This is a genomic window from Petroclostridium sp. X23 (genome assembly GCF_030013905.1).
Taxonomy (GTDB): Bacteria; Bacillota; Clostridia; order SK-Y3; family SK-Y3; genus X23.
Map to the genome: position 1 here is coordinate 2,722,565 of NZ_CP124862.1, position 23,823 is coordinate 2,746,387.

The 23,823-nt window shown below is 38.9% G+C and carries 21 protein-coding genes; 5 read left to right on the forward strand and 16 right to left on the reverse strand.

Annotated features, from left to right (window positions below):
* The 7 genes from QKW49_RS12970 to QKW49_RS13000 all read right to left on the reverse strand — a co-directional run bounded on the left by QKW49_RS12970 (position 1) and on the right by QKW49_RS13000 (position 9,118).
* Positions 1-357, reverse strand: a complete 357-nt coding sequence (locus QKW49_RS12970; RefSeq protein ID WP_282867988.1) for an FMN-binding protein — start codon at positions 355-357, stop codon at positions 1-3.
* 362 nt (positions 358-719) lie between these two features.
* A complete protein-coding gene (locus QKW49_RS12975; protein ID WP_282867989.1) occupies positions 720-2,624 on the reverse strand; it encodes an NAD(P)/FAD-dependent oxidoreductase in 1,905 nt (634 codons plus the stop codon).
* Positions 2,625-2,860: 236 nt separating this feature from the next.
* On the reverse strand, positions 2,861-4,198 hold the full coding sequence (locus QKW49_RS12980; protein WP_282867990.1) for a hypothetical protein: 1,338 nt from the start codon (positions 4,196-4,198) through the stop codon (positions 2,861-2,863).
* Between the two features lie 5 nt (positions 4,199-4,203).
* Positions 4,204-5,463: a DUF58 domain-containing protein gene (locus QKW49_RS12985; RefSeq protein ID WP_282867991.1), complete on the reverse strand. Its 1,260-nt coding sequence runs from the start codon at positions 5,461-5,463 to the stop codon at positions 4,204-4,206.
* Complete coding sequence (locus QKW49_RS12990; RefSeq protein ID WP_282867993.1) at positions 5,453-6,421, reverse strand: MoxR family ATPase; 969 nt, start codon at positions 6,419-6,421, stop codon at positions 5,453-5,455. The genes QKW49_RS12985 and QKW49_RS12990 overlap by 11 nt, the downstream gene beginning before the upstream one ends.
* Positions 6,422-6,684: 263 nt before the next feature.
* The gene (locus tag QKW49_RS12995) at positions 6,685-7,293 is read right to left on the reverse strand and encodes an acetate uptake transporter (RefSeq protein WP_282867995.1); all 609 of its coding nucleotides are present in this window, start codon (positions 7,291-7,293) and stop codon (positions 6,685-6,687) included.
* Between the two features lie 244 nt (positions 7,294-7,537).
* A complete protein-coding gene (locus tag QKW49_RS13000; protein ID WP_282867996.1) occupies positions 7,538-9,118 on the reverse strand; it encodes a DEAD/DEAH box helicase in 1,581 nt (526 codons plus the stop codon).
* A 379-nt stretch (positions 9,119-9,497) separates the two neighbouring features.
* On the opposite strand from QKW49_RS13000, the gene QKW49_RS13005 reads away from it, so the two are divergent.
* On the forward strand, positions 9,498-10,445 hold the full coding sequence (locus QKW49_RS13005; protein WP_282867997.1) for a nitronate monooxygenase: 948 nt from the start codon (positions 9,498-9,500) through the stop codon (positions 10,443-10,445).
* Positions 10,446-10,569: 124 nt separating this feature from the next.
* On the opposite strand, the gene QKW49_RS13010 is transcribed toward QKW49_RS13005, so the two are convergent.
* From QKW49_RS13010 to QKW49_RS13020, 3 genes are all read right to left on the reverse strand, one after another.
* A complete protein-coding gene (locus QKW49_RS13010) occupies positions 10,570-10,704 on the reverse strand; it encodes a hypothetical protein (RefSeq protein WP_282867998.1) in 135 nt (44 codons plus the stop codon).
* 485 nt (positions 10,705-11,189) lie between these two features.
* Positions 11,190-13,364: a DNA topoisomerase III gene (locus QKW49_RS13015; RefSeq protein ID WP_282867999.1), complete on the reverse strand. Its 2,175-nt coding sequence runs from the start codon at positions 13,362-13,364 to the stop codon at positions 11,190-11,192.
* 304 nt (positions 13,365-13,668) lie between these two features.
* Entirely contained in the window at positions 13,669-15,255 is a 1,587-nt protein-coding gene (locus tag QKW49_RS13020; protein WP_282868001.1) for an ATP-binding cassette domain-containing protein, read from the reverse strand.
* A gap of 156 nt (positions 15,256-15,411) precedes the next feature.
* Between QKW49_RS13020 and QKW49_RS13025 the strand changes: the two genes are divergently transcribed.
* The gene (locus QKW49_RS13025; RefSeq protein ID WP_282868002.1) at positions 15,412-15,759 is read left to right on the forward strand and encodes a hypothetical protein; all 348 of its coding nucleotides are present in this window, start codon (positions 15,412-15,414) and stop codon (positions 15,757-15,759) included.
* Positions 15,760-15,809: 50 nt separating this feature from the next.
* Here the strand turns inward: QKW49_RS13025 and QKW49_RS13030 are convergent, their stop codons facing one another.
* The 6 genes from QKW49_RS13030 to QKW49_RS13055 all read right to left on the reverse strand — a co-directional run bounded on the left by QKW49_RS13030 (position 15,810) and on the right by QKW49_RS13055 (position 20,420).
* Positions 15,810-16,964, reverse strand: a complete 1,155-nt coding sequence (locus QKW49_RS13030; RefSeq protein ID WP_282868003.1) for an ABC transporter permease — start codon at positions 16,962-16,964, stop codon at positions 15,810-15,812.
* Between the two features lie 12 nt (positions 16,965-16,976).
* Positions 16,977-17,759, reverse strand: coding sequence for an ABC transporter ATP-binding protein (locus QKW49_RS13035; RefSeq protein ID WP_282868004.1), 783 nt, complete (start codon positions 17,757-17,759; stop codon positions 16,977-16,979).
* A gap of 10 nt (positions 17,760-17,769) precedes the next feature.
* Entirely contained in the window at positions 17,770-18,978 is a 1,209-nt protein-coding gene (locus QKW49_RS13040; protein WP_282868005.1) for an HlyD family efflux transporter periplasmic adaptor subunit, read from the reverse strand.
* A 24-nt stretch (positions 18,979-19,002) separates the two neighbouring features.
* Positions 19,003-19,641 carry a TetR/AcrR family transcriptional regulator gene (locus QKW49_RS13045; RefSeq protein WP_282868006.1) on the reverse strand — a complete coding sequence of 213 codons (639 nt, stop codon included), beginning with the start codon at positions 19,639-19,641 and terminating at the stop codon, positions 19,003-19,005.
* A 249-nt stretch (positions 19,642-19,890) separates the two neighbouring features.
* Positions 19,891-20,049 (reverse strand): hypothetical protein, encoded by a 159-nt coding sequence (locus QKW49_RS13050; protein ID WP_282868007.1) that lies wholly within the window; start codon positions 20,047-20,049, stop codon positions 19,891-19,893.
* A complete protein-coding gene (locus QKW49_RS13055; RefSeq protein WP_282868008.1) occupies positions 20,046-20,420 on the reverse strand; it encodes a putative PEP-binding protein in 375 nt (124 codons plus the stop codon). The genes QKW49_RS13050 and QKW49_RS13055 overlap by 4 nt, the downstream gene beginning before the upstream one ends.
* A 239-nt stretch (positions 20,421-20,659) precedes the next feature.
* Here QKW49_RS13055 and QKW49_RS13060 point away from each other — a divergent pair, with 239 nt between their 5' ends.
* From QKW49_RS13060 to pdxA, 3 genes are read left to right on the forward strand one after another with little or no spacing between them, the layout of a single operon-like run.
* Positions 20,660-21,421, forward strand: coding sequence for a DeoR/GlpR family DNA-binding transcription regulator (locus QKW49_RS13060; RefSeq protein WP_282868009.1), 762 nt, complete (start codon positions 20,660-20,662; stop codon positions 21,419-21,421).
* A gap of 16 nt (positions 21,422-21,437) precedes the next feature.
* Positions 21,438-22,745 (forward strand): four-carbon acid sugar kinase family protein, encoded by a 1,308-nt coding sequence (locus QKW49_RS13065; protein ID WP_282868010.1) that lies wholly within the window; start codon positions 21,438-21,440, stop codon positions 22,743-22,745.
* 28 nt (positions 22,746-22,773) lie between these two features.
* A complete protein-coding gene (gene pdxA / locus QKW49_RS13070; protein WP_282868011.1) occupies positions 22,774-23,772 on the forward strand; it encodes a 4-hydroxythreonine-4-phosphate dehydrogenase PdxA in 999 nt (332 codons plus the stop codon).
* The last annotated feature ends 51 nt before the right edge of the window (positions 23,773-23,823 follow it).

Below are 23,823 nucleotides of genomic sequence, written 5' to 3' on the forward strand. Positions count from 1 at the left end.
TCATTCCTTTTTGTTTACATAGGCTTTTTCCAGTGCGTCACCAATGGCTTCAATAAGCCCTTCACTGGTATATGTGGCTCCAGCTACTACATCTACATCGGCACTATTTGTTTTTATTACTCTTTTAGGAATTTTATCGTAAACAATACTGCTGAGTTCAGGCATTTCATATTCTTCGGTAATCTTTATCTCAGTAACGTTGTGTTCATCTGTTGTTACCACAACTTTAATAGGCCCATGATGCCCGTTTCCGGAACCTTCATAACTTCCGGCTTTATAATAAACCTCTTGTGATGCACAGGCTGTCCAAAATACATTTATTAAAAGAACCAGCAATAAAAGTACGGTTCTCTTCATTTCCATCAGCCCCTTTCTAAGGATTAGTGAGGAGTAGCTAGTGGGGAGTGGGGAGTTTTTCATTCTCTACTATAGAAAACTGTCATAAAGTCGAGTTTAGCACATAGAGGAAATCGAACTTGGGGACTGTCCCTGCTGTTTGCCCGGTTTTGGCACAACAGAGGGACTGTCCACATGTTTGATTTCCGAACAATTAAGCACTACCTACTATCCTCTCCTCACTCCCCACTAGTAAAAGCGTCATGTATCTAATATTGCATAAACAATAGAAATATTATACCATCGTTCTGTTTTTCTGTCATTGATCCTTTGAAAAAAGCCTTCTAAAGCAAATGCTTTAAAAGGCCTCATTTCAAACTATATTAGTCAATATACAAGTACCATTTTTTGACGATCCCTATCTTTTTCCAAATCTTTTTCAAGAATGGAAGCACATAGTAGTCCAATCCGAAAACACTTCCGGATCCACCGATGAGTGCAACACCACCTGTCAAATACCACAGCATTTCGGTTGGTGCCATCCCGGAAGCCCAGATCATCATTCCCATCGCCACCGATATGACCGATGCTGCTGCTGAGAACAACCCGGCAATGAGCATCAAACCAACGATCACTTCTGCTATTACCATCCCTGCTTGGAAAACTTGAGCTAAAACTGTAAAGCCTCCATCAGGTGTATAGAAAAATATATCCATTGACCATTTTACAATACTGTCTATAAAATCCGGTACCGGTAAAGCGTTTCCCCACTGCGATGCAGCTTCTCCAGCAGCTTCCGCTACTTGTGATGCCGCCGATACAGCATCTGCTGCCTGTTGAACAGTCTCTGCTGCTGCCTGTGATGCTCCTGTCACTGCGTCTGCCGCAGGTGGAGCCGGTATTAAGAATATCTTTGAAGGATCTTTTAAAATACCCGGTAATTTGTGAAGACCTTGCTCCACCCATTTGTAACCTATAAAAAGTCTCAATGGTACTAACCAAAAATTAGGAGAAGATTTTGCAAGGTGCCCTCCTACAAGACTTCTTCTATCTTTTATATGGAAAATTTCATGCATCATATAAGACCAACATTTATTAAAACCGGCTACCTGGAAAAAATACACCAAGTTGATAAAATGTTTAACAAACATCGCAAAGAATCCGGATAAACCGAAGAACCTGCCCGGAAGCCCCAGATGAGCTACACCATAGCGTCCTCCGATACATACCATTACACCGTGGAATTCCGGTTTATAGGATTTCTTCTGTCCGCCTTTTATATCGGTATATATATTATGCGCTGCAATCGGCGCCGAATGCTCACAGTTTTCTACCATCTGCGGAACAGGTCTTTCTTCCCCTTCAGGGATATAGAACATGTTATCTCCGACAACATATACATTTTTATAATCCACTGACTGCAGCTTATCATTAGTGACAATTCTTTTTCTTCCTTTTTGCTGCACATCCATTTTCTCAATGATATCGGCACCTTCAACACCAACTGCCCATATCACGGAATAGGTGTCTACAGTTCCTTTTTCCCCAAGTGTTACAGAGTCCTTCTTTACTTCAGTAACTCCTGCACCGGTTACTATCTTCACATTCATTTTTTCCAGTCTTCTCTCGGCTTTCTTTATTAAGTTTGCCGGAAGATTCGGAAGAATTGTAGGCAGCGCGTCTACTACATAAAGCTTCACTTCTTCTTTATCTATATGGAAATCTTCACACAGCCTGTCTTGCCACTCAGCAAGTTCACCAATCATTTCTATTCCGGTGAAGCCGCCGCCAACCACCACAAAGGTTAATAGTTTTTCTCTTTCTTTTTTATCAGTTTCTTTCATTGCTTTTCTGAACATAGTAAGAATATGATTCTTCAGATTAGCAGCGTCATCATAAGACCATAACTTCTGAGTATATTCTTCAGCACCCGGAATCCCAAAATAAGTAGGTTTGCATCCGGTACCCACTACCAGGTAATCGTATTTATAAGAATTGTCTTTCGATTTTAATACCTGGCCTTTAAAGTCTAATTCGGTAATTTCGTCCAGTACGACATTTACTTTTCTACCTGTGAATATCTTCTTCAGGTCAATTCTAATGGAATCTTCTTCTACTCTGCCCGCCGCTACTTCATGAAGTTCAGTAAGCATTGTATGGTATGACTGCCTATCGATAAGCGTGATCTCTATACTGTCATCTCTTTTAAACTTATTGGCAAGCTTTTTTGCGGTCAATACACCTGCGTATCCCCCACCAAGAACAACTACTTTTTTCTTGCTGCTCACGATGATACCCCCTTCTATTTCTACTCCCTGGTAAAACTAACTTCCACTTATTAGACGCCTAATTGTTAATTTTTTATCAATTTTTGCCATGAAAAAAGCACGGGTGTTTGTTATTTAACGAACTATCTTTTCCCACGCACATTCATATATACCATTATAACATGGCCAAAAAGTCATGTCTATTAAACGCGATTTATGTTCATTTTGACGAGATTTAGTAAGTTTTGTTCACGAATTTATATGCGATTTTTTGGTTTTTCGGGGTACCAAAATAGAAAATGCTTCTGAATTTTTTTCAATTCCTTCTGATCCAACATGCCGGACTGCTCATTTCCTTCTTTCTTTCCATATAAGCTTTTTTCAAGTTCAATACTGAGTATGTGTATTAATTTTTTTATATCCTGCTGCTCACAGCCGTTTTGCGGTTGACTTATATCGCTTAGTCTCCTCAGGTATACTCCGGGGGTTTCTGAGATGATCCGGGGAAAGCCTTTATATTTTCCCAATGTTTCAATGGTTAAAAACATTCCTTCCGGTGTGTATCTGCAGCGTAACCATGATAATATAAACTTGAGCTTCCGCCACATTTTTGCGATAAACGCAGCAAATCTTCGCAGCACATCCCACTTCCAATTTCCAGATGATTGCTGCCTTGGAATCACCAGCTGTCTTTTAAATAACATATTTTTACGCAATCGCATAAACAACCAAAGGCCTGCCGCTACAACCGATGCCCCTGCAAGGCTCAATAATATCCAAATATTCGCTGCCGGGATTTCCTCTTTGATCATTTCTTGTCCATTCATAGGGTCTGATGGTGGAGGTAGAACCATGGGCTCCTGTACCGAATGGTCAAACAGCATACTCAGTAATCTGTGTATTTCTTTAAATACCCATACTATGAGGTCAATAAATACCGATATGCCTTTTAATATCCACTCACGGAAAGATGGAGATATAAAGAGCAGTGTACTGGTAACTAGTCCTACAATGAGTCCTAATAATGTCAGAATAAAAAATGCACCTTGCCACCTTATGGCCTGAGAATTTTTTAACTCTCCCGTACCGATCCTAAACCTGATAAGCACAAGCATATTCACGACGATCATGATAAACGTCGGCATATTAAATGCCATCGGAACATCAAACGGCCCGGCCTGGGTGGCAAAGAAGCACCCGGCAGCCAAAAAGGATATCTCGGTACGTATAAGAGCCTGCTGTTCGGAAACTGTTTGCAGTGCAAGATATGCTGACCGGACCCCGGTAATGATCATCAAAAAAACAGCCCAACAATAGGTCCCGACTCCGTCCATCTGAAAAAAAGAATAAAAACCTGCCAGTATCCACAATGTAATGAGTACAGTGTTGACGGCAACTAAAAATCCTATTGTTCGTGCCTTACGTAAAATCCGGTCATTAAACAGCAATATGATCATGCTTCCCGCTACCCAAGGTATATAGCCAATCCACATAATCTTATCGGTTTTATCATAGGAGAAAAACAAAAACATATTATAAAAAAACGTTATCTCGGTTAGTAATGCCGCTCCGAGAGGAATCATTCTACTCCACATTTATATCAATCCTTAATTGTCTTTATATTTCTCATCGGGAGGACCGTATAAGAATCTAGTGCAAAGCTATCGAGCTTCATACTTGAATGATCTTGATAAGTCAGCACAATATTTTTCCTATTTCCCAATACATTCAAGTTTTCTTTCAGTTTACTTGGGATTACCGCTTGGTACGTTACCCAAAAGATACTTTGGATATCATTATTTATGCTTAAACGCTGTATTTCTTCATATATATTACCGCTGCTTTCAAGCAAAAGCCGCGCAAGGCCTTCCAACAATTCCATCAAATGATGTTCTCCCGTCCCGGGGGAATAATGAGCCACGGGATATGGACCGGAAGATGGCACTGATAAACCTACAGCAATATTTTTTTCACATAAAGCTACCATCGCAGATGCTAAAATACTGAGAGCATCTTCAAAATCCTCTTCCCTGCACGGATTATATAAAAAAGACTGTACATCCACAATAAAATGTATCGCATCATATTTCAATGTCTCGTATATATTCACTTGTAAAGGCCTTTGTAATGCCGCCAGCCTCCAATTGATTTTTTTCCAAGGATCACCGGGTTTAAAATCCCTTATCCCTTTGTTTAATGTAGGCTCTTCAATAAATCCCTGTGTGCCGAATTTAGTGCCCCATACTTTCCGAAAGAGATTATCCGCATCCACAGGTACCAACTTTGGATATACAACCATGTGCAGCGGATTTTCAACAATATAGTTTTTTGTCGCAGCTGATAGTCCAAAACCGTCTCCTGAAGCAAGCGTAATGGAATCTAGTGTATATATCCCGCGACATTGTGCTTTCCAACTACTTTCCCATTGAGCCATACCATGCCACAAAATCCATGCCGTTCTTTTACTATAAAAAAATACCGCATTGTTTTCATCAATCTTTTCACTTTCCCATTCTTTTGGGTCACTAGGCACCAGCGCACCTTTGGGCCAAAATATTTGCTTCCACTGGAGCCAGATCAACGGCCAAACCTTTTTATTATTTACCTGATAATGCATGGTCATCTCTTGCCCGGGAAAGAGCCTGAAATTAGATGTGGTTATTTCAACCGATACCTTCTTTAATATGTGTCGACTCCATATCCGGGAAAATAAAGCCATTGAAAACGAGAATAGAAAAAAAGCCATCAGCAGCGCCCGTTGACTAATTACTGCAACCACAAATAACACAAACCATCCCACTATCATCCATGGATGTGTCAACCAGCTTGATAAATGGCTTGTCTGCTGCTCACCGTCCATTAAACATCGCCTCTTTCCGGGGAGGCACGGGAATACTTGAAATGATTTCAGAAATAATTCCTTCCACCGTCTTATTGGATAGTCTCGCCTCGGTATTTAAAAGAAGCCGGTGGTTGAGTATAGGTATCACCAGTTCTTTTATATCATCGGGTGTCACAAAATCTCTTTGATGCATGGCTGCCCACACCTTCCCCGCTTTATATAACGCACGTGAAGCACGGGGACTGGCTCCTATCTTCACCATCGGATGTCGGCGGGTTTGCTGTACCAAAGCAACAATATAGTCTACTACATCTTGCGCGATATATACTTCATAAATCTGCTGCTGTAATTGAGTGATGATTTCAGACGACAATATACTTTGAATATTCCCGAAAGGTATCCTGTCTCCTAGATTGTTCAACATCTGCCCTTCTTCCGAATGAGAAGGATATCCCAATGAGATCTTTACTATAAACCGGTCCATTTGGGCCGCCGGCAGTAAAAATGTCCCTTCCGATTCTATGGGATTTTGAGTAGCCATTACAACGAACGGCTTTGGAAGATCATATGTGACACCGTCATTTGTAACCTGTTTTTCTTCCATCGCTTCCAATAGCGCAGCCTGTGTACGAGGAATAGCCCGGTTAATTTCATCAGCTAATAAAATCTGGGTCATGACAGGACCGGGAACGAATTGAAATTCCGATCGTTTTTGATTATATGTATTGACACCTATAATATCGGAAGGAAGCAGGTCGGGCGTAAACTGTATGCGTTTATAATCACATCCCAAAACATGGGATAATGTTTTCACCAGTGTTGTCTTTCCCACTCCGGGTATATCTTCCAAAAGAATATGACCCTCTGCCAATATTGCCATTACAAGCAGTCGGATCTGTTGGGACTTGCCTACAATTATTTTCTCTACTTCCTTTATTACACTCGCAGCTGCTTCCGAAACAGATATCTTTTGCATCATAAGCCTCCATACGTTATGCTAAAACGCTTCTACAATTTAATGATAATATTATAGAATTTGTATTTATATTTGTCAATTTTGTTCATAATCAATGGACTTTTCTATTATCCTCAATACTGCTGATTACCTATGCGGACGGCCAATGGCCGCCCCTACAATCATGCTGTTCACATAAATTTTGTGTGAGCTGTATCCAAAATAATAAAAAATAAGCAGAGGGACACTTTATCATATCCAACTGCTTGCTTTTAAACTAAAGATTATTTTACAGGCCAAATAGGAGCCACGGTTTTTCCATAGACCTCATTCAATACTTGGGCCAAACCTGCGTAAATAGCCGAAAAACCACATATAATGCCTTCATAACCCGCGATATGCTTGATTGCCTCACTGCCGGTTATATCTCCCAAAGCCAGAAGGAAAAATAATACTGTTAATGAACCAAATACAAACTGTAAAGCTTTGTTCAATTTTAATGTTCCTATAAACAATACTCCTGTTAAAATCCCCCACATTGCTAAATACGCAGCCATGGCAGTCTCATCAGGCGCCTCGCCCCAGCCAAGCTTAGGCATTACCAGTAATCCCACCAAACTAAGCCAGAAGAACCCGTAAGACGTAAATGCCGTTGTTCCGAATGTGTTGTTTTTCTTCCATTCCATGATACCGGCAATCACTTGTGCTAAGCCGCCATAAAATATTCCCATCCCCAAGATCATTGTGCTTAATCCAAAGAAGCCTGCGTTATGTATGTTTAGCAGTACCGTAGTCATTCCAAACGCTAGTAATCCTAATGGCGCCGGATTGGCAGTTGTGTCCTTAATCACAGTCATAGATGATCCCATTTGCATTCCGTTCTCTTTTTGCAATACAATAACCCCCTGTATCTTTTGTACAAATATATAAAATTTAAAATACATACCTAAATATTATAACTGCGAATGATGTAAAAAGCCATATATATTTTAAAATTTTGATAATATACAGTATCGTGAAATAAATAAAGGATTGCAAATTTATACTATCTACAATTCTATTAATAATGCTCCTTTAAATAGCAAAAAATCTATTGGCTGTTTTACATCCAATAGATTTTTACTGAATAATAGTTATTTACTTCCTGTTGGCAGGCTCAATATTTACTTTACTTCCTTTAATAGTATTATTCTTCATACTCATTAATACTTCTTTAGCATGTTCTTTGGGTACTTCTACAAAGGTATACTTATCGTAAATATCAATACTTCCGATCAGGTTGCCGGAAATCCCTGTATTGCCGGCAATGCTCCCAACAATATCTTTTGCTCCGACCCTATGATTGCGTCCTATATTGATAAACAATCTTACCATCCCCGGAGCGGCACCGGTATCCCCATAGTTTTCTTCGATTTCCTCTTGTTTGTTTTCAACAGTTGTAGCCATTTTCAGCAATGCTGCCGCAATATCTAAAGTAGTATAATCCTCTTCCATTAACCGCTCAACCGCATGAAGATATTCACTTAAATGCCCTTTTTCTATTGTATCTTTCACTTTTTCCAAGAATAAGCTTGTCTTTAATTCTTGCACATCGCTGATAGATGGAACCGCTTGAAGTATGATTTTTGTTTTGGTATACCTCTGAATATCTCTGAGCTTATAAAATTCCTTGCCTACTACAAATGTAAAAGCGCGGCCTGTTCTTCCCGCACGACCTGTTCTTCCAATTCTATGCACATAATATTCTTCATCCTGCGGAATATCATAATTGAAAACAGCTTCCACATCATCAACATCAATTCCTCGTGCAGCTACATCAGTTGCAACAAGGATATCAATGGTTCCATTTCTAAACTTGCTCATCACCTTATCTCTTTGGTTTTGTTTCAAATCCCCATGCAAACTATCCGCAAAGAAGCCTCTTATTTGCAAGGCACTTACCAGGTCATCCACTCTTTTCTTAGTATTGCAAAAAACCAAAGACAGCTTAGGATTATACATATCAATTAATCTGCAGAGAATTTCTGCTTTCATCTTTTCTTTTACTTCAAAATATACCTGCTCGATACTAGGAACAGTCAATTCCTTGTGTACTACCTTCACGATCTGAGGGTTATTTTGATATTTTTTTGTTAACTCCATGATTTCTTTTGCTATCGTTGCGGAAAACAATATCGTTTGTCTTTCTTCCGGCACCTTTTCCAATATTGTTTCGATGTCCTCTCTGAATCCCATATCCAGCATTTCATCCGCTTCATCTAAAATAATCATTTTTACAGTTTCCATATTTAACGTTTTACGTCTCATATGATCCATTACACGTCCAGGAGTACCGATAATAATTTGTATGCCTTTTCTAAGCGCTTTGATCTGCCTGTCTATGGGTTGCCCCCCATATATAGGCAAAATCTCTACGCCTCTTTTATACTTAGACAGCCTTTTCATCTCTTCGGCAACCTGAATAGCCAATTCTCTAGTAGGACACAAAACCACTGCTTGAAGTTTTTTGCTTTGAGCATCTACCATCTCTAAAATCGGAATTCCGAAAGCAGCAGTTTTGCCCGTACCGGTTTGTGCTTGTCCAATCACATCTCTGCCTTCTAAAACAAACGGGATAGCCTGGGACTGAATAGGTGACGCTTCCTCAAACCCCATGTCGGCTATTGCTTTATTCATCTCCTCGGACAAATTAAGATCTTCAAATTTTAACTTTAACATTATCTCTTTTATTTCCTTTCATAACTATTTTCTTTATCATTCTTCTTTTCTATATCTTATGTATTAATTATCCACATATTTATATAAAATTATAATACTTATAATATTCATAATAATTATTACCGTCAATATAGCTGTATTTACCCCAGCATGCAAAGTTATTGTATGCTATCATCAGCGATTTGTCAAAGAAAAAGTGAATATTTTTTCTAGAAATAACGTGTAACTTTAAATGGTATGGAGAAAATGTATAATAATGAAACTTCAAGCTTATCTTATTTAATAATGATTATTGTACATTTATATAAACTATGATAGACTATAGATAATTTAATATCATGTTATATCACCAGGTAATAATCGTTAAGGAGAATTGTATATGAAGCTTAAAGAATTAAAAATTGGAAATATTACTGTGCCGGTTCCCATCATACAGGGAGGAATGGCTGTACGTATATCGACAGCTCCTCTTGCAGCTGCGGTGGCAAATGAAGGCGGTATCGGAATCATCGCAGGTACCGGCATGACACTGGATGAATTAAAAGCCGAGATACGCAAGGCAAGAGAAATGACTAAAGGGATTGTCGGAGTAAATGTATTGTTTGCAGTAAGAGAATTTGCCGACTTGGTGAAAGGTGCGATTAATGAAGGCATAGATTTGATTATTTCCGGCGCAGGATTCTCCCGCGATATGTTTGTTTGGGGAAAAGAGGCTGGAGTGCCTATCGTCCCCATTGTATCCTCTGCAAAATTGGCAATCCTTGCAGAAAAACTAGGTGCTTCCGCTGTTGTTGTAGAAGGTAAGGAAGCCGGCGGACATCTCGGTACCGATAGACCGATGAGAGAAATACTTCCCGAGGTGTGCCAGGCTGTTAAAATCCCAGTTGTTGGTGCAGGAGGAGTAATCGACGGTCAAGATATCATTGATACTATAAAGCTCGGCGCCCATGGGGTACAAATGGGAACAAGATTTGCTGCCAGCAATGAATCTAATGCTTCACAACAGTTTAAGGACTTGTATGTAAAAGCAAAAAAAGAAGACGTTGTATTGGTGAAAAGTCCTGTAGGCTTGCCCGGTCAAGGAATACGAAACTATTTTTTTGATTTGTTAGAAGGCGGAAACAGCCCTCAGATACAGAACTGTACAGGATGCTTGAAACGATGCTCCCACAATTTTTGTATTATGGATGCACTGAAAAATGCATGTATATCGGGGGATGATAAAAAGGCGTTGGTTTTTTCAGGCGAATATGTTCATAAGATCAAAGACATTCTTCCGGTAAAAACTATATTTAAGAACTTATTAAATGATGTAAAAAACTCTTAATAAAATAAGCAAATAAAAAAAGTTATTCTTATAAAAAAGAATAACTTTTCTTACTTCAGTTTGCCTTGCGATAAGCTTTTATGGACTTTTACTTGCTGATATGGACTACTTTCATCTAGTATACTTATCTTTCACAAGGACCGAAAAAGTTAAAACCACCACAGAAACAGAAGAAAATCGCAATTATAACTATAATCCAAATCCATTCATTACCACCATAAGGATAACAGCCATAGTTATCAGTTCTTACATCAGCCATTATATTCGCCTCCTCTCTACTCATTTCTAATAGTATACTATGCCTTTCACCATTAAATGGTTACATCAATTATAGTAGTCTGTCACCATTTATCATTGCTTTGCATAATATGTATTAGTAATATGTAAACAAAAAAATAACACAAGGAGGTATATACAATGGCTGACGGATGTGGCTACGGCCTTTTTGGAGATCGTTCCGAGATACTCTTTTTTATCCTGATTTTCTTATGTTTATTCTATCAACCATGCTGCAACAGACCCTGCTAAAAATAATATATGTTGAATACTAGAAAGCCCTCACAAAATAAACAGATATACTTAAACTAAAATTTAACGTGATGCTCAATATGAACATCACGTTTTTGTTTTTAATACTTATTGGTTAATCTTCGAAATCATCCTTGAACGCCATGGAATAACAATACGGACGGCCACTAGCCACCCCTACATTTATGTTGCCTATAAAATTTTGCACGGGATGAATCACTTTTTCAATTTTGCCAGTGCGTCAGCTAGTGCAGAGTTAATAGGTTGTTCTATGCTCTGATTTTTCAGGTAGCGATTCACTTGATTCTTATCCATACTTCCCTTTTGTTCACTCTTTCGCTTATTAAATGTGGAAAGCTTCTCACGGTAACCACAAGAGCAGGTAAACAGCTTGTTCTCTCCTTCTCCTCTAATTTCCATCTTTTTATGACATTGCGGGCACCGTGCATTGGATACCTGCGATACACCTTTCCGGTATCCGCACTCACGGTCGGGACACACCAGCATTTTGCCTTTCTTGCCCTTCACGTCTAAAAGATATTTCCCACAATCAGGACATCGTTCTCTCGTCATATTATCATGCTTAAATGACGCTGAACTGGTTATTACAGAAGAAACCAGCTTGCTGGCATAACCTCTGATATTGTTAATAAATCCCGCAGCCTCTATTTTACCCCTGCTGATTTCGGATAGCTGCTGCTCCCACTCAGCCGTCAGTTCCGGAGATTTGATATCTTCCGGCACCAACTCTACAAGCTGAATTCCTTTGGATGTCGGGTAAATCTCTTTTCCCCGCCTTTCGATACAAAAGGTGTTAAACAGCTTTTCGATAATATCCGCCCGGGTTGCCGGTGTCCCAAGTCCACTGGTATTCTCAAGTGTTTCCCGTAAAGCTTTATCATCAATAAACTTACCCGGATGCTCCATAGCAGACAACAGTGTCGCTTCTGTATATCGAGCCGGCGGCTTTGTTTTTCCATTTACCAGATTAGTAGAAAGAATTTTCAGTTTCTCACCTTTTTGCAGCTTTGGAAGAGATTGATCCTTCTCTTCACCTTCATCATCTTCTTCCTCGGTATACCCGTCATATACAGCCTTCCATCCTTTTGCCTTAATGATTTTTCCCTTTGCATAGAAGTTTTCCCCGCCGGCATTCACTTTGACCGTTGTCTGCTCGTATTCAAAAGGTGGATTTAACACTGCTATAAACCGTTTCACAATCAAATCATAAATATTACGCTCTTCTGAGTTTAAAGAGCTTAAATCTACATATTGCTCGGTTGGAATAATGGCATGATGATCTGTAACCTTACTATTATCCATAAACCTTTTGGTTACTCTTAACTTACTTTTTAATACATCTCTTACCAAGGTAGTATATGGACCTATTGCTATACTTTTTAAGCGTTCAGGCAATGTAGGCACAATATCATCCGTAATATATTTTGAATCGGTTCTGGGATAGGTTACAAGTTTATGTGTTTCATACAACCGCTGCATAATGGATAGGGTCTGTTTTGCTGAATACCCATATCTACGATTGGCATCCCTCTGCAGCTCCGTGAGGTCATAAGCAAGCGGAGGTAGATCCTGCTTCGCATCTTTTTTTACATCTATAACTTCTCCTGTCTGCCCGCTAATCTTTCTTATGATTTCATCAGCCTTATCTTTGTTCAAAATACGTGTCTGCCCAGTGGAACGGTCTTGCCATTGAATAGTAAATCCGTTTACTTTTGCATGAACAGTCCAAAAATCTTTTGGATTAAACTTTTTTATTTCCTCTTCACGATGTACGATCATTGCTAGAGTAGGCGTTTGTACTCTTCCTGCCGAAAGCTGTGCGTTATATTTACAAGTTAAAGCCCTGGTAACATTTAAGCCCACCAACCAATCCGCCTCTGCACGGCATTGCGCTGACATATACAGCTTATCATACTGCCGTGAAGGCTTCAAATTATTAAAGCCTTCACGTATAGCTTTATCTGTTTGTGAAGAAATCCATAAGCGCCTTATTGGTTTTCGGAAACCCGCCTTTTCTATAATCCATCGTGCAACCAGCTCTCCCTCTCTCCCTGAGTCTGTAGCAATGACCATTTCCTCTATATCGTTCCGCTTCATCAACCCTCTAACGATCCCAAACTGCTTGGCGGTTTGCTTGATAATCACCAAATCCATTTTTTTAGGAATCATCGGCAAGTCTTCCAAGTTCCATGTTTTATATTTTTTATGATACATTTCAGGATCAGCCAATGTGACCAAATGTCCTAAAGCCCATGTAACGATATATTTTGGCCCTTCAATATATCCATTGCCGTTTTGACGGCAGTTCAATACTTTCGCAATATCACGTCCAACCGAAGGTTTCTCAGCGAGCACCAAAATTTTTCCCATATACTTATCTTCCTCTCATATCTAGTCTTTACTTATTATACCATAATTTATATGTTTTTTTGATCAAACATGCGAACAATCGGAGGCTGTTGAAACAGTGCCTAATTGTCCAGAAATCACACTAGGGGACAGGGCCGCAGTCCGGCCAAAAATCAGGCCTGACAGCAGACCAGTCCCCTAGTCTGATTTCTTCTTCTCAGAAAATTGCAACTTTATCAGTGGTTTCGAACAGTCCCTCTGTTATGGAAAAAACTGACCAACGGCAGGGACTGTTCTCATGCTTGACATATAGAAAAAGTTAATCCTAAAGTTCTTTAAATTCTAAATACTCATCATAACTCATTCTCTTATCCATAACTCCATCTTCCGTTATTTCTATGATCCGATTGGCTATGGTTTGAATAAACTGGTGGTCGTGAGAAGCAAATAAAATATTGCTTTTATAATCTACCAGTCCATTATTGAGCGCAGTAATAGATTCGAGGTCCAAATGGTTGGTTGGGTGATCAAGCATCAGCACATTTGCACCGCTTAACATCATTTTCGAAAGCATGCAACGAACCTTCTCACCACCTGAAAGCACTTGTACTTCCTTTAATGGTTCTTCACCTGAAAACAGCATTCTCCCCAAGAACCCTCTGAGATAACTTTCACTCTTCTCTTCGGAAAATTGGCGCAGCCAATCAACAAGGTTTAATTCACAATCATTAAAATACTGGGAATTATCCTTCGGAAAATATGACTTTGTTATAGTCACACCCCATTTATATTCTCCCGCATCCGCTTCCATTTCCCCATTTAATATTTTAAATAGTGCCGTGATCGCATTCTCATCGCCTAAAAACACGATCTTGTCTTCTTTTGCCACCGTAAAGGAAACATTATTTAAAAGCTTGGTTCCCTCTATGGTTTTTGATATACTATCAACCCTTAAGATATCATTTCCTACTTCCCTGTTGGGTTTGAAACCTACAAACGGATATTTACGGGAAGATGGCTGAATATCGTCAAGCGTGATTTTTTCCAGCAGCTTTTTCCTTGAAGTCGCTTGTTTCGATTTCGAAGCATTCGCACTAAAGCGTGCAATAAACTCCTGAAGTTCCTTTATCTTTTCTTCCTTTTTCTTGTTCTGATCTCTAGCCAATTGCAGTGCTAGCTGGCTGGATTCATACCAAAAATCATAGTTGCCTACATAAAGCTTTATTTTCCCGAAATCAACGTCTGCCATATGTGTGCATACTTTATTTAAAAAGTGCCTGTCATGGGAAACGATAATGACAGTTCCTTCAAAATCTATTAAAAACTCTTCCAACCAATTAATAGCTTTGATATCAAGGTGGTTGGTAGGCTCATCCATGATCAGAATACCCGGCTTACCAAATAACGCCTGGGCAAGCAATACTTTCACCTTTTCAGCTCCGGTAAGCTCACTCATCTTCCTATAATGTAATGTCGTATCTATTCCGAGACCTTGAAGGAGAATGGACGCATCCGATTCGGCTTCCCATCCGTTAAGCTCCGCAAATTCGCCTTCCAGCTCCGAAGCCTTTATACCGTCTTCATCGCTGAAATCCTCTTTGGCATACAGCGCTTCCTTTTCTTTCATAATTTCATATAGTCTTAAATTACCCATGATGACTGTTTCCATAACCTCATATTGATCATATTGATAGTGGTCCTGTTTCAGTACGGATATTCTCATACCCGGATCTATCACGACTTCACCTGTATTGGGTTCTATTTCACCGTATAAGATTTTTAAAAAGGTAGATTTTCCGGCACCATTCGCACCAATAACCCCATAACAGTTTCCTATGGTGAATTTTATATTTACATCCTCAAATAGTTTTCTTTCTCCATAACGCAAGCTGACATTTATTACATTAATCATTTCTTATCCATCCTTTACATTTTGCATACTGCCTTATTGTATCATAATACTATGGATATGGGAAATAGCTTTTTATCTATCATCATAATATGGTATAATATCTACATATATGGAGCAAATTTGTAAAAAATCTTAAATTATTTAAGGAGAGATTTCATGTATAGGCAGTTCTGCAAAAACCTTAATAACTTTATAAAATTGAATAAATCCTCGCCAAATATAAGACTTCAGTTAGCCCAAGAGATAGTATTTTTGACCGACGTAAATAAGTATATACGGCTAAAAGAAAATAATTATATAGAATCTAAACAAATCAGTAACTTCATAAACCAACTGGCATTGTATAAAGAAAAATATCCTGCTATTGGCAAATTCATCTGGGAGCTCTGGGCATACGGCTTTGATATTGAAGAAGATGATTCGGTGAAAAAAGAATCCGCTGAAGTTGTAGCAGAAAAGGCAAAGCTGATTGATCTTCTGCTTAGCACACAGTATTTCGTTTAAAAGCTTCATAGTTACCAGCAACTATGAAGCTTTTTGTAATCATTTTCATATTAATCCAAACTCTTTTTAAATCTCTTTATTGCCGTAGTAAGAATAATAGTGAGAAAGACGACCAACGCAAGGGTGTCCTGCCATAAATAATTCATTTCTATTCCCTTCAAAATGATTCCCCTATCAATCTGCATGAAATAGGAAAGCGGAATCAGAAAGCTGATAGGGCGAATCCACACCGGAACTGCTTCAAGCGGAAATACAAATCCCGAAAGCAATACACTTGGCAAAATGATAATCATTGTAAGCTGCATCGCTTGTGATTGATTTCTTGCGAATGTAGAAATCAACATTCCTATGGCAAGAGCACAAATGACAAATAACGCGCCTAGCAGCAGCAGTAAAAAAACATTGCCTAATATCTGAACCTTGAACCACCAGCGGCATATCCCTAATGCCAGCAAAAATGCGCCATAACCGATCATAATATAAGGAATAAGTTTTGCCAGGATCAATTCGGTGGATTTAATAGGGGTAACAATCAATTGTTCAATGGTTCCTCTTTCTTTTTCTCGAACCATTGCAAAAGCCGTAAGCATTACAGTAATATTTTGCAGTATTAAGCCTACCAGTCCCGGTATGGTAAACTTGTTATTATCCATATTCGGGTTATACCATACTTTTGTGTTAAGCTCTACCCCCGGTGCTTTCATGTCCGTCATTCCTTTTGCATTGAGGAACTTTTCCCGTAAATCCACCGAATAATGATTGGAAATGAGAACACCGCTATTTAAAGCAGTCCTGGCCAGCGTAGGATCAGTTCCATCAATCACCAGCAATGGCTGAGCACTTTTATTTTGCTTGAGATCTGTCGCAAAATCCGCAGGAATCATGATGCCTGCTTTCACCCTGCCGCTATCCAATAGCGCAGTGAGCTCATCCTCGCTTGATACCGAATATTTTGTAACAAAATACTGAGTGCTTTCAAATTTATCAATATATTCTCTGCTTTGCTGTGTTTTACTTTGATCAAAAACAGCGGTAGCAATATGGTCGACCTCCGTATTGACAGCATAACCAAACAGCACCATCATCATGATGGTCATACCAATGGGCGCCCTCATACTGAACGGGTCTCTTCGAATCTGAATGAATTCTTTTTTTATAATGGCAATAAATCTTTGGAAGTTAAAAGGTACTTTATTTTTCTTCATGTAAATCGCCTCCTATTCATCTTGATGGATAAACTTCATCTCGTTATAGGAAGAAATCACCTTCTTATTGGTTACTGTCTCAACCATGGAGATAAATACATCTTCAAGATTTCTAGCACCGTACTTTTTAATAATCTCCTTTGGCGGAGCGATATCCATCAGATTACTATTGAAAATAAAACCAACCACATCACAGCTTTCCGCCTCATCCATATAATGGGTTGTAACTAGCACCGTAATGCCTTGTTTGGAGAGTATATGGATGATTTCCCAGAAAGTCCGCCGGGATACAGGGTCAACACCGCCTGTTGGTTCATCGAGTACAAGTATATTGGGCTTATGTATCAAAGCGCATCCCAGAGCGAGCCTTTGTTTCCACCCACCTGACAGGGTTCCTGCCAGACTCTTTTCTTTTCCCTCCAGATTCGCCATCGCAATGAGTTCTTTTTTACGCTGGTCACGAATTTCTTTGGGCACCGAATATACGCCCCCGTAGAAATCCAGATTCTCTTCTACTGTTAGATCTTCATAAAGACCGAACCGCTGTGACATATAGCCGATATTCTGCCGAACCATCTCTGTATCCGTTTCGATATCATATCCTGCCACCTTCGCCGTCCCTGAGGTAGGGGTAAGCACTCCACACAGCATCCTGATGGTGGTAGACTTCCCTGAGCCGTTTGGCCCCAGAAATCCGAAGATTTTTCCCCTCTCGATTGAAAAACTTATATTATTAACAGCAGTAAACTTATCAAACTTTTTAGTCAAGCCATTTACTTCGATTGCATAGTCCATAAAATCACCTTCAATCTATATACACATTGGCTGTCATACCGGGACTTAATTTATCAGTATGACTATCTACGCGAATTTTAACGGCGATAACCGTATTTTCTTCCTTTGACTCGGTGGTTTCTACGTTCTTAGGCGTAAATTCCGCTCTTGGAGACTTAAAGATCACCGTTCCATCAATATTTTCTCCCGAAAGTGATGATGTGGTGACTCTTACCTTTTGATGCAATGCCACCTTTCCATTATACTTTTGCGGTACATAAATCTTTATCCAGTAGGAATCCACGGTTTGAACCGTCCCAATGATGGTTCCTGGAGATACATACTGCCCTAGCTCAATATCCTTATATAACAATACGCCTTCAACCGGGGATTTTATCCGGTATTTATCCAATTGCAGTTTTGCTGTATCCAGTGTTGCCTGGGCTTGCTCCACACTCGCCTCTGCTTGTGTGATGGTTTGAGCTGTTGCACCGTTTTCTACAAGCTCCAATTTCGCAATCGCTTGCTCATAGCTCGCTTGCGCAGCTCGAATACTCTCTTCTGTGGCACCATTTTTCAAAAGTTGAACCTGTTCTTTGGCGATTTCCAACTGGGCTTTCGCATTGACCAGCTGCTGATATGCCGAGTCTGCAAGGTTTTGCGCATCATCAACCTGCTGCTCTGAAACACCGCCACTTCCCTCCAACTCTTGATATTTTTCTAAATTTTTGATTCTATAATCATAATTTCTCTGCGCTGTATTGACCGCTTCCTCAGCCTGCAGATAAGACGCTTGTGCCTTACTGATTTCTTCATCCCTGCTGCCTGCCCGTAATTCATCCAGTTTTGCCTTTGCAGCTTTTACTGCCGCTTCCGCCTGTTTTATCTCTTCTCCCCTTGAACCTGCCTGCAGCTCTTCCAGTTTTGCTTGGGCTGCTTTTAGTGCTGCTTCTGCACTTTGTACTTGTAGTGCTACCGCAGAAGAATCCACCGATGCAAGCATTTCATCTTTTGATACGCTGCTTCCCTCATCCTTTAAAACCTCTACTACTTTTCCGCTGATTTCAGAATTCACATCCACCTCGGTTGCTTCTATGGTGCCGCTAAAAATCAGACTTTCAGATTTTTCGGAACATCCCGCTAGAATCATAAGTCCTGCCAGCAATATGCAACTGATTTTACACATATTCTTTAATTCTTTTCTCCAAGCTCCAAACTCCGAACTCCATCCTGTCTTCATATGGGTCCCCCCTAAAAAATAATACTATTTTTTATCCATTGAAATTCCATGAAGTAAAATATCAATTAAAACCTCAATTTCTTCATTTAGATTATCAATGGGCATCTTATCACTAAACATATTCTTTTGAACAACCAGCATAATAATATTTCCGGTAAAAGCTCTTAATACGATTGCAGATTTCATTGGCCTGAACACGCCCTGTTCCACTTTACGTGTATAAAATCTATCAAAGGCCGGTATTAGTCGAGTAACGATTTTATCTGTAAGGATTTGTCTTGCATCATCATGAATCAACACTTCAGAAAACATTACTTTCAAAATCGGAAAGTTATTTTCGGCAATTTGAATACGGTCATTAACAATTTCTTTAATAATTTCTCTCGCATCTTTGGCGCTATCATCGGCCAGTATCTTTTCTAAAGATGGAAGTGCAATTTTATCGGCCATAATGTTTGCAATTTGAACGAATACGCCGTGGAGTAGATCTTTTTTTGTGCGGAAATATCTAAAAATAGTCCCTTCGGCAATCCCGGCTTCTTTTGCAATCTCATTGGTTGTAGCAGCGCTAAAGCCTTTTTGGGAAAATATCTTTGCCGCAGCGTCTAATATCCGTTTTTCTTTCTCTGACAGATTGTCAGCCTGGTACCTTGATATATCCATTCCTTTTCCTCCTTTTCTTATGAAACTTTATCAAGACAGCTTAACGAAATAATATCTCAAAGTGAGTACTCACTCATATTTTACTACTATCATTTATCTAAAGCAAGAAAAAAATCATATTTATTTGTTATCTTCTAAATCTTTTGTGCAAGGTATCTCCTGAAAACAAGAAGCAGACCTCTAATATCATTTTACAGATAATTAGAGGTCTGCTGTTACGGTTTGAAATACGCATATTAAAAAATGCTATTACTTTGAAATTTTCTCATATATATGTTCTATATGCTTTCTTGCTTGGTCAATACTCGAGTAGCTTAGTATTTTCTCTACTTCTTTCTGCATTTCATTTTTAGAAATACTTCTGACGATATATTTCGTCATCACGATACTGCTTGCTACCATACTCAATTTTTCAATTCCATTCCAACAAGGATCGGAACCATTTTATAATCGGAAGCCATTTCACTGCAAATTCCAACCCGTATGTTCTCTGAGTGACCCGCTTCTATAATCTGTTGAACCATTCTTAATACCGCAATATTACAGGTATCATACAAATTCTGAACTTTCACATTTAATCGGTCGGAAGCAGTCATATATTGTATTAAATCATTGGTACCTATACTGAAAAAATCAACTTCTTTCGCAAGATCTTTTGTCATTACAGCAGCGGCAGGTGTCTCAACCATGATTCCTACTTCAATATCTTTATCATATTTAATATTCCTTTCGTACAGCATCTTCTTTGCTTGTTTCAATTCTTCAACAGTGACGATCATAGAACAGATTAATATGGAACTTATATATTATTATAAAAAAATGTCCACCAAAGAGAACCGTCCTTCATAATATTCTTCCACATATACTTATTAGGAATAACACACAAAATGTTGCTTTATTATTGAATATTTATTGACACATATGAACAACCATGCTATAATTAATATAACAAAAACGATAAAAAATGATAAAAACAAAACAAATATAATAACAAAAACAAACGTGAGAAGGTGATGAAATGATTCCGGCACAACGTGAAGCTATTATTCTTGAGATATTGAGGTCAAAAGGCGTAGTAAAAGTAGAAGATTTGGCAGACGAGTTGAACGTTACTCCTATGACTATCCGCAGAGACTTAACCAAGCTGGAAAGTCAAAACTTGGCATACAGAAGTCATGGAGGAGCTACATTAAGAAACCCCCTTCAAAAAGAGCAGCTGTATGATATCAAAAAAATGAACAATCATGAACAAAAACAAAAAATTGCCCAAGCTGCCTATCAACTTGTTAATGATGGGGATGCCATTTTTCTTGATATCGGCACAACTACTTATGAATTGGCAGTTTTACTTAAACAAAAAAAAGATATCACCGTTGTAACCAATGATTTGAAAATCGCTTTGGAACTATATCAATCGGATATAAGAGTATTTATTGCAGGAGGCGAGATTCAGAAAGAAACAGCAGGGGCCCTTGGTACTGAAACCGAAGCATTTATTTCAAATATCCGCGTAGATATTGCATTTGTTGGTACATCATCTATTAGTAGTGATTGGAATATTTGTACTCCTACTTTTGAAAAGGCAACACTAAAGAAAAAAATAATGGCGTGTACCTCTCAATGTGTATTACTAGCCGATAGCAGCAAGTTTGGAAAAGAAGCATTTGTGAAAATATGCTCACTGGAAAAATTTAATGTCTTAGTTACAGATAGACATTTTTCAAAAGATGAACAAATAGTCTTGAGCAAAATGAATATTGATGTTATCAATGTAACTTAACGAAGGGGGAAAATGTATGCCGGAATACGTTGTAATAGCCGATGACTTGACTGGCGGTAACGGTACAGGGGTTTTATTAGAGAAGTTAAAACTTAAAACCGCATCGTTAATGAATACGGAAAAAGTCAATCTTGATATTTTAACCCAATTTGATGCAATCGTTTATCCGACCGACAGCAGGGCTCAAAAAGAAGAGATAGCATATCACAGAGTTTTTAGTGCCGTCTCATTATTCAAGTCTTTTCCTGTGAAATTATTCAACAAAAGAATTGATAGCACATGTAGAGGAAATTTAGGCACTGAAATAGACGCAATGCTGGATGCACTAGGAGAAGACCGGATAGCTATCGTTACTCCGAGTTTTCCTCAAGCAGGAAGAACGGTAGTAGGAGGATATCTACTGGTAAACGGAATGATGCTTCAAAATACCGATGCGGCCAGAGATCCACTGAACCCTATCTCTACTTCAGTAGTCGAAACGCTTGTTCGCAAGCAATCCAAATATATTGTTAAGTCCATATACCTTGATACCATCTATCAAGGCTCGGAAGCGTTGAAAAAGGAAATACTGAAGTGTGTGAAAGAAGGCGCTCGAATACTGATTTTTGATGCTCTCCATGCAGATGATTTGGATACAATAGCTGAAGCAGCACAACGCAGCGGTATACCTTATATAACTGCAGATCCCGGTCCGTTGACTGAGGCAGCTGCAAAAATCATTCTAACATCAAAGCAGTCTTTAAGAAATAAGAAAATCCTAATGTCGATCGGTAGTGTTACCAATTTGAGTAAAATTCAGATTGACGAAGTATTCAAGACCTATTCCGGATTTAAGTTTTATATAAACACTGATAAATTATTACTTTTGGATGAACAAAAAGAGAATGAAATTTCCAGAGTAGTAAAGGAAGTTAACTCTCATAAAAACAAAGGTGATGTATTTTGTGTGGTAACCAACTCTATTTACCCGGAGTTCAGACTGGACCTTAAGTCTATTGCAAAAGAACAGAATGTCGCAGAAGAAGAATTGTCGGCAAGAATAAATCAGGGAATAGCAGAAATATCCTATAGAATTATAAAAGAAAATCCAGATTTCCAAGGAATTTTTACTAGCGGCGGGGATGTAACCATTGCTGTGTGTAAAAGATTCCATTCATTAGGAATGTCGCTTTGCAAAGAAATCATTCCGATTGTTGCCTTCGGCAAATTAATAGGAGGGGAATTCAGCAACCTAAAAATGGTGACAAAAGGGGGGATGATTGGCGATAAAGATGGTATGAAACAATGTATACATTATTTAAAAGAGCAGCTTAGCGTAGAATAAAGCATTTATTGTAACAGGAGGAGAATTTATGATCAGACCAATTATTGGGATACCTCTTGGGGATCCCGCCGGAATAGGACCCGAAATCGTTGTAAAATCGCTATCAAAAACTGAAGTATACCAAACGTGTAGACCCTTAGTAATAGGAGATAAGGATGTTGTTTTACAGGCTTTGAAGTTTTGCGGATTATCTTTGAATATTCATTCTATTCAAAAAGCGGAAGAAGGAACATATGAACTTGGAACCATTGACTTAATAGATCTGAAAAATGTTGACATCAGCAATCTTAAGATAGGTGAAATACAAGCTTTAGGAGGACAGGCAGCATTCGATTATATCAATAAATCAGTAGAAATGGCTATGTCAAGAGAAATTGATGCTATTGCAACAACACCTATTAATAAAGAATCTTTAAAAGCTGCAAATATTGATTATATTGGACATACTGAAATACTTGCCGGTTTAACCAATACAACCGATCCCCTTACCATGTTTGAGGTTAGGAATATGCGTGTTTTCTTCCTAACACGGCATGTATCTCTTCAACAAGCATGCAATTTGGTTACAAAGGAAAAGATTATCGAATATATCGTCCGCTGCACAGAGGCGCTGAAAAAATTGGGAATTGAAGATGGAACTATGGCGGTGGCAGGCTTGAATCCACATAGTGGAGAACATGGATTATTTGGAAATGAAGAAGTTATACATGTGGAGCCGGCCGTACAAGAAGCTCAAAGGATGGGATATAAAGTTGTAGGTCCTATAAGCGCCGATTCAGTATTTCATCTTGCTTTGCAAGGCCGCTACAACTCAGTATTATCGTTATATCACGATCAGGGGCATATCGCCACTAAGACATTAGATTTTGAGAGAACCATCGCTCTTACAAATGGATTACCCTTTCTAAGGACTTCAGTTGACCATGGAACGGCATTGGATATTGCTGGGAAAGGACTAGCAAGCGAAACCAGTATGATAGAAGCCATTTTAATAGCAGCAAAATATGCTCCTAATTTCAAGAACTAATCACAATCATTCTTGACTTGTTTTCAAGACGTTAAGGTAAAGTCTTCATCG

Excerpts from the sequence above, each read along its gene's own strand:
- QKW49_RS13005 (WP_282867997.1), top strand. The coding sequence starts at position 9,498 with ATGAAGCTTAAAGAATTAAAAATTGGAAATATTACTGTGCCGGTTCCC.
- QKW49_RS13055 (WP_282868008.1), bottom strand. The coding sequence starts at position 20,420 with ATGATCGTCACTGTTGAAGAATTGAAACAAGCAAAGAAGATGCTGTAC.
- QKW49_RS13015 (WP_282867999.1), bottom strand. The coding sequence starts at position 13,364 with ATGGGAAAAATTTTGGTGCTCGCTGAGAAACCTTCGGTTGGACGTGAT.
- QKW49_RS12990 (WP_282867993.1), bottom strand. The coding sequence starts at position 6,421 with ATGCAAAAGATATCTGTTTCGGAAGCAGCTGCGAGTGTAATAAAGGAA.
- QKW49_RS13010 (WP_282867998.1), bottom strand. The coding sequence starts at position 10,704 with ATGGCTGATGTAAGAACTGATAACTATGGCTGTTATCCTTATGGTGGT.
- QKW49_RS12980 (WP_282867990.1), bottom strand. The coding sequence starts at position 4,198 with ATGTGGAGTAGAATGATTCCTCTCGGAGCGGCATTACTAACCGAGATA.
- QKW49_RS12985 (WP_282867991.1), bottom strand. The coding sequence starts at position 5,463 with ATGGACGGTGAGCAGCAGACAAGCCATTTATCAAGCTGGTTGACACAT.
- QKW49_RS12970 (WP_282867988.1), bottom strand. The coding sequence starts at position 357 with ATGAAGAGAACCGTACTTTTATTGCTGGTTCTTTTAATAAATGTATTT.
- QKW49_RS13040 (WP_282868005.1), bottom strand. The coding sequence starts at position 18,978 with ATGAAGACAGGATGGAGTTCGGAGTTTGGAGCTTGGAGAAAAGAATTA.
- QKW49_RS13060 (WP_282868009.1), top strand. The coding sequence starts at position 20,660 with ATGATTCCGGCACAACGTGAAGCTATTATTCTTGAGATATTGAGGTCA.
- QKW49_RS13045 (WP_282868006.1), bottom strand. The coding sequence starts at position 19,641 with ATGGATATATCAAGGTACCAGGCTGACAATCTGTCAGAGAAAGAAAAA.
- QKW49_RS13025 (WP_282868002.1), top strand. The coding sequence starts at position 15,412 with ATGTATAGGCAGTTCTGCAAAAACCTTAATAACTTTATAAAATTGAAT.
- QKW49_RS13065 (WP_282868010.1), top strand. The coding sequence starts at position 21,438 with ATGCCGGAATACGTTGTAATAGCCGATGACTTGACTGGCGGTAACGGT.
- pdxA (WP_282868011.1), top strand. The coding sequence starts at position 22,774 with ATGATCAGACCAATTATTGGGATACCTCTTGGGGATCCCGCCGGAATA.
- QKW49_RS13030 (WP_282868003.1), bottom strand. The coding sequence starts at position 16,964 with ATGAAGAAAAATAAAGTACCTTTTAACTTCCAAAGATTTATTGCCATT.
- QKW49_RS13000 (WP_282867996.1), bottom strand. The coding sequence starts at position 9,118 with ATGTTAAAGTTAAAATTTGAAGATCTTAATTTGTCCGAGGAGATGAAT.
- QKW49_RS13020 (WP_282868001.1), bottom strand. The coding sequence starts at position 15,255 with ATGATTAATGTAATAAATGTCAGCTTGCGTTATGGAGAAAGAAAACTA.
- QKW49_RS13035 (WP_282868004.1), bottom strand. The coding sequence starts at position 17,759 with ATGGACTATGCAATCGAAGTAAATGGCTTGACTAAAAAGTTTGATAAG.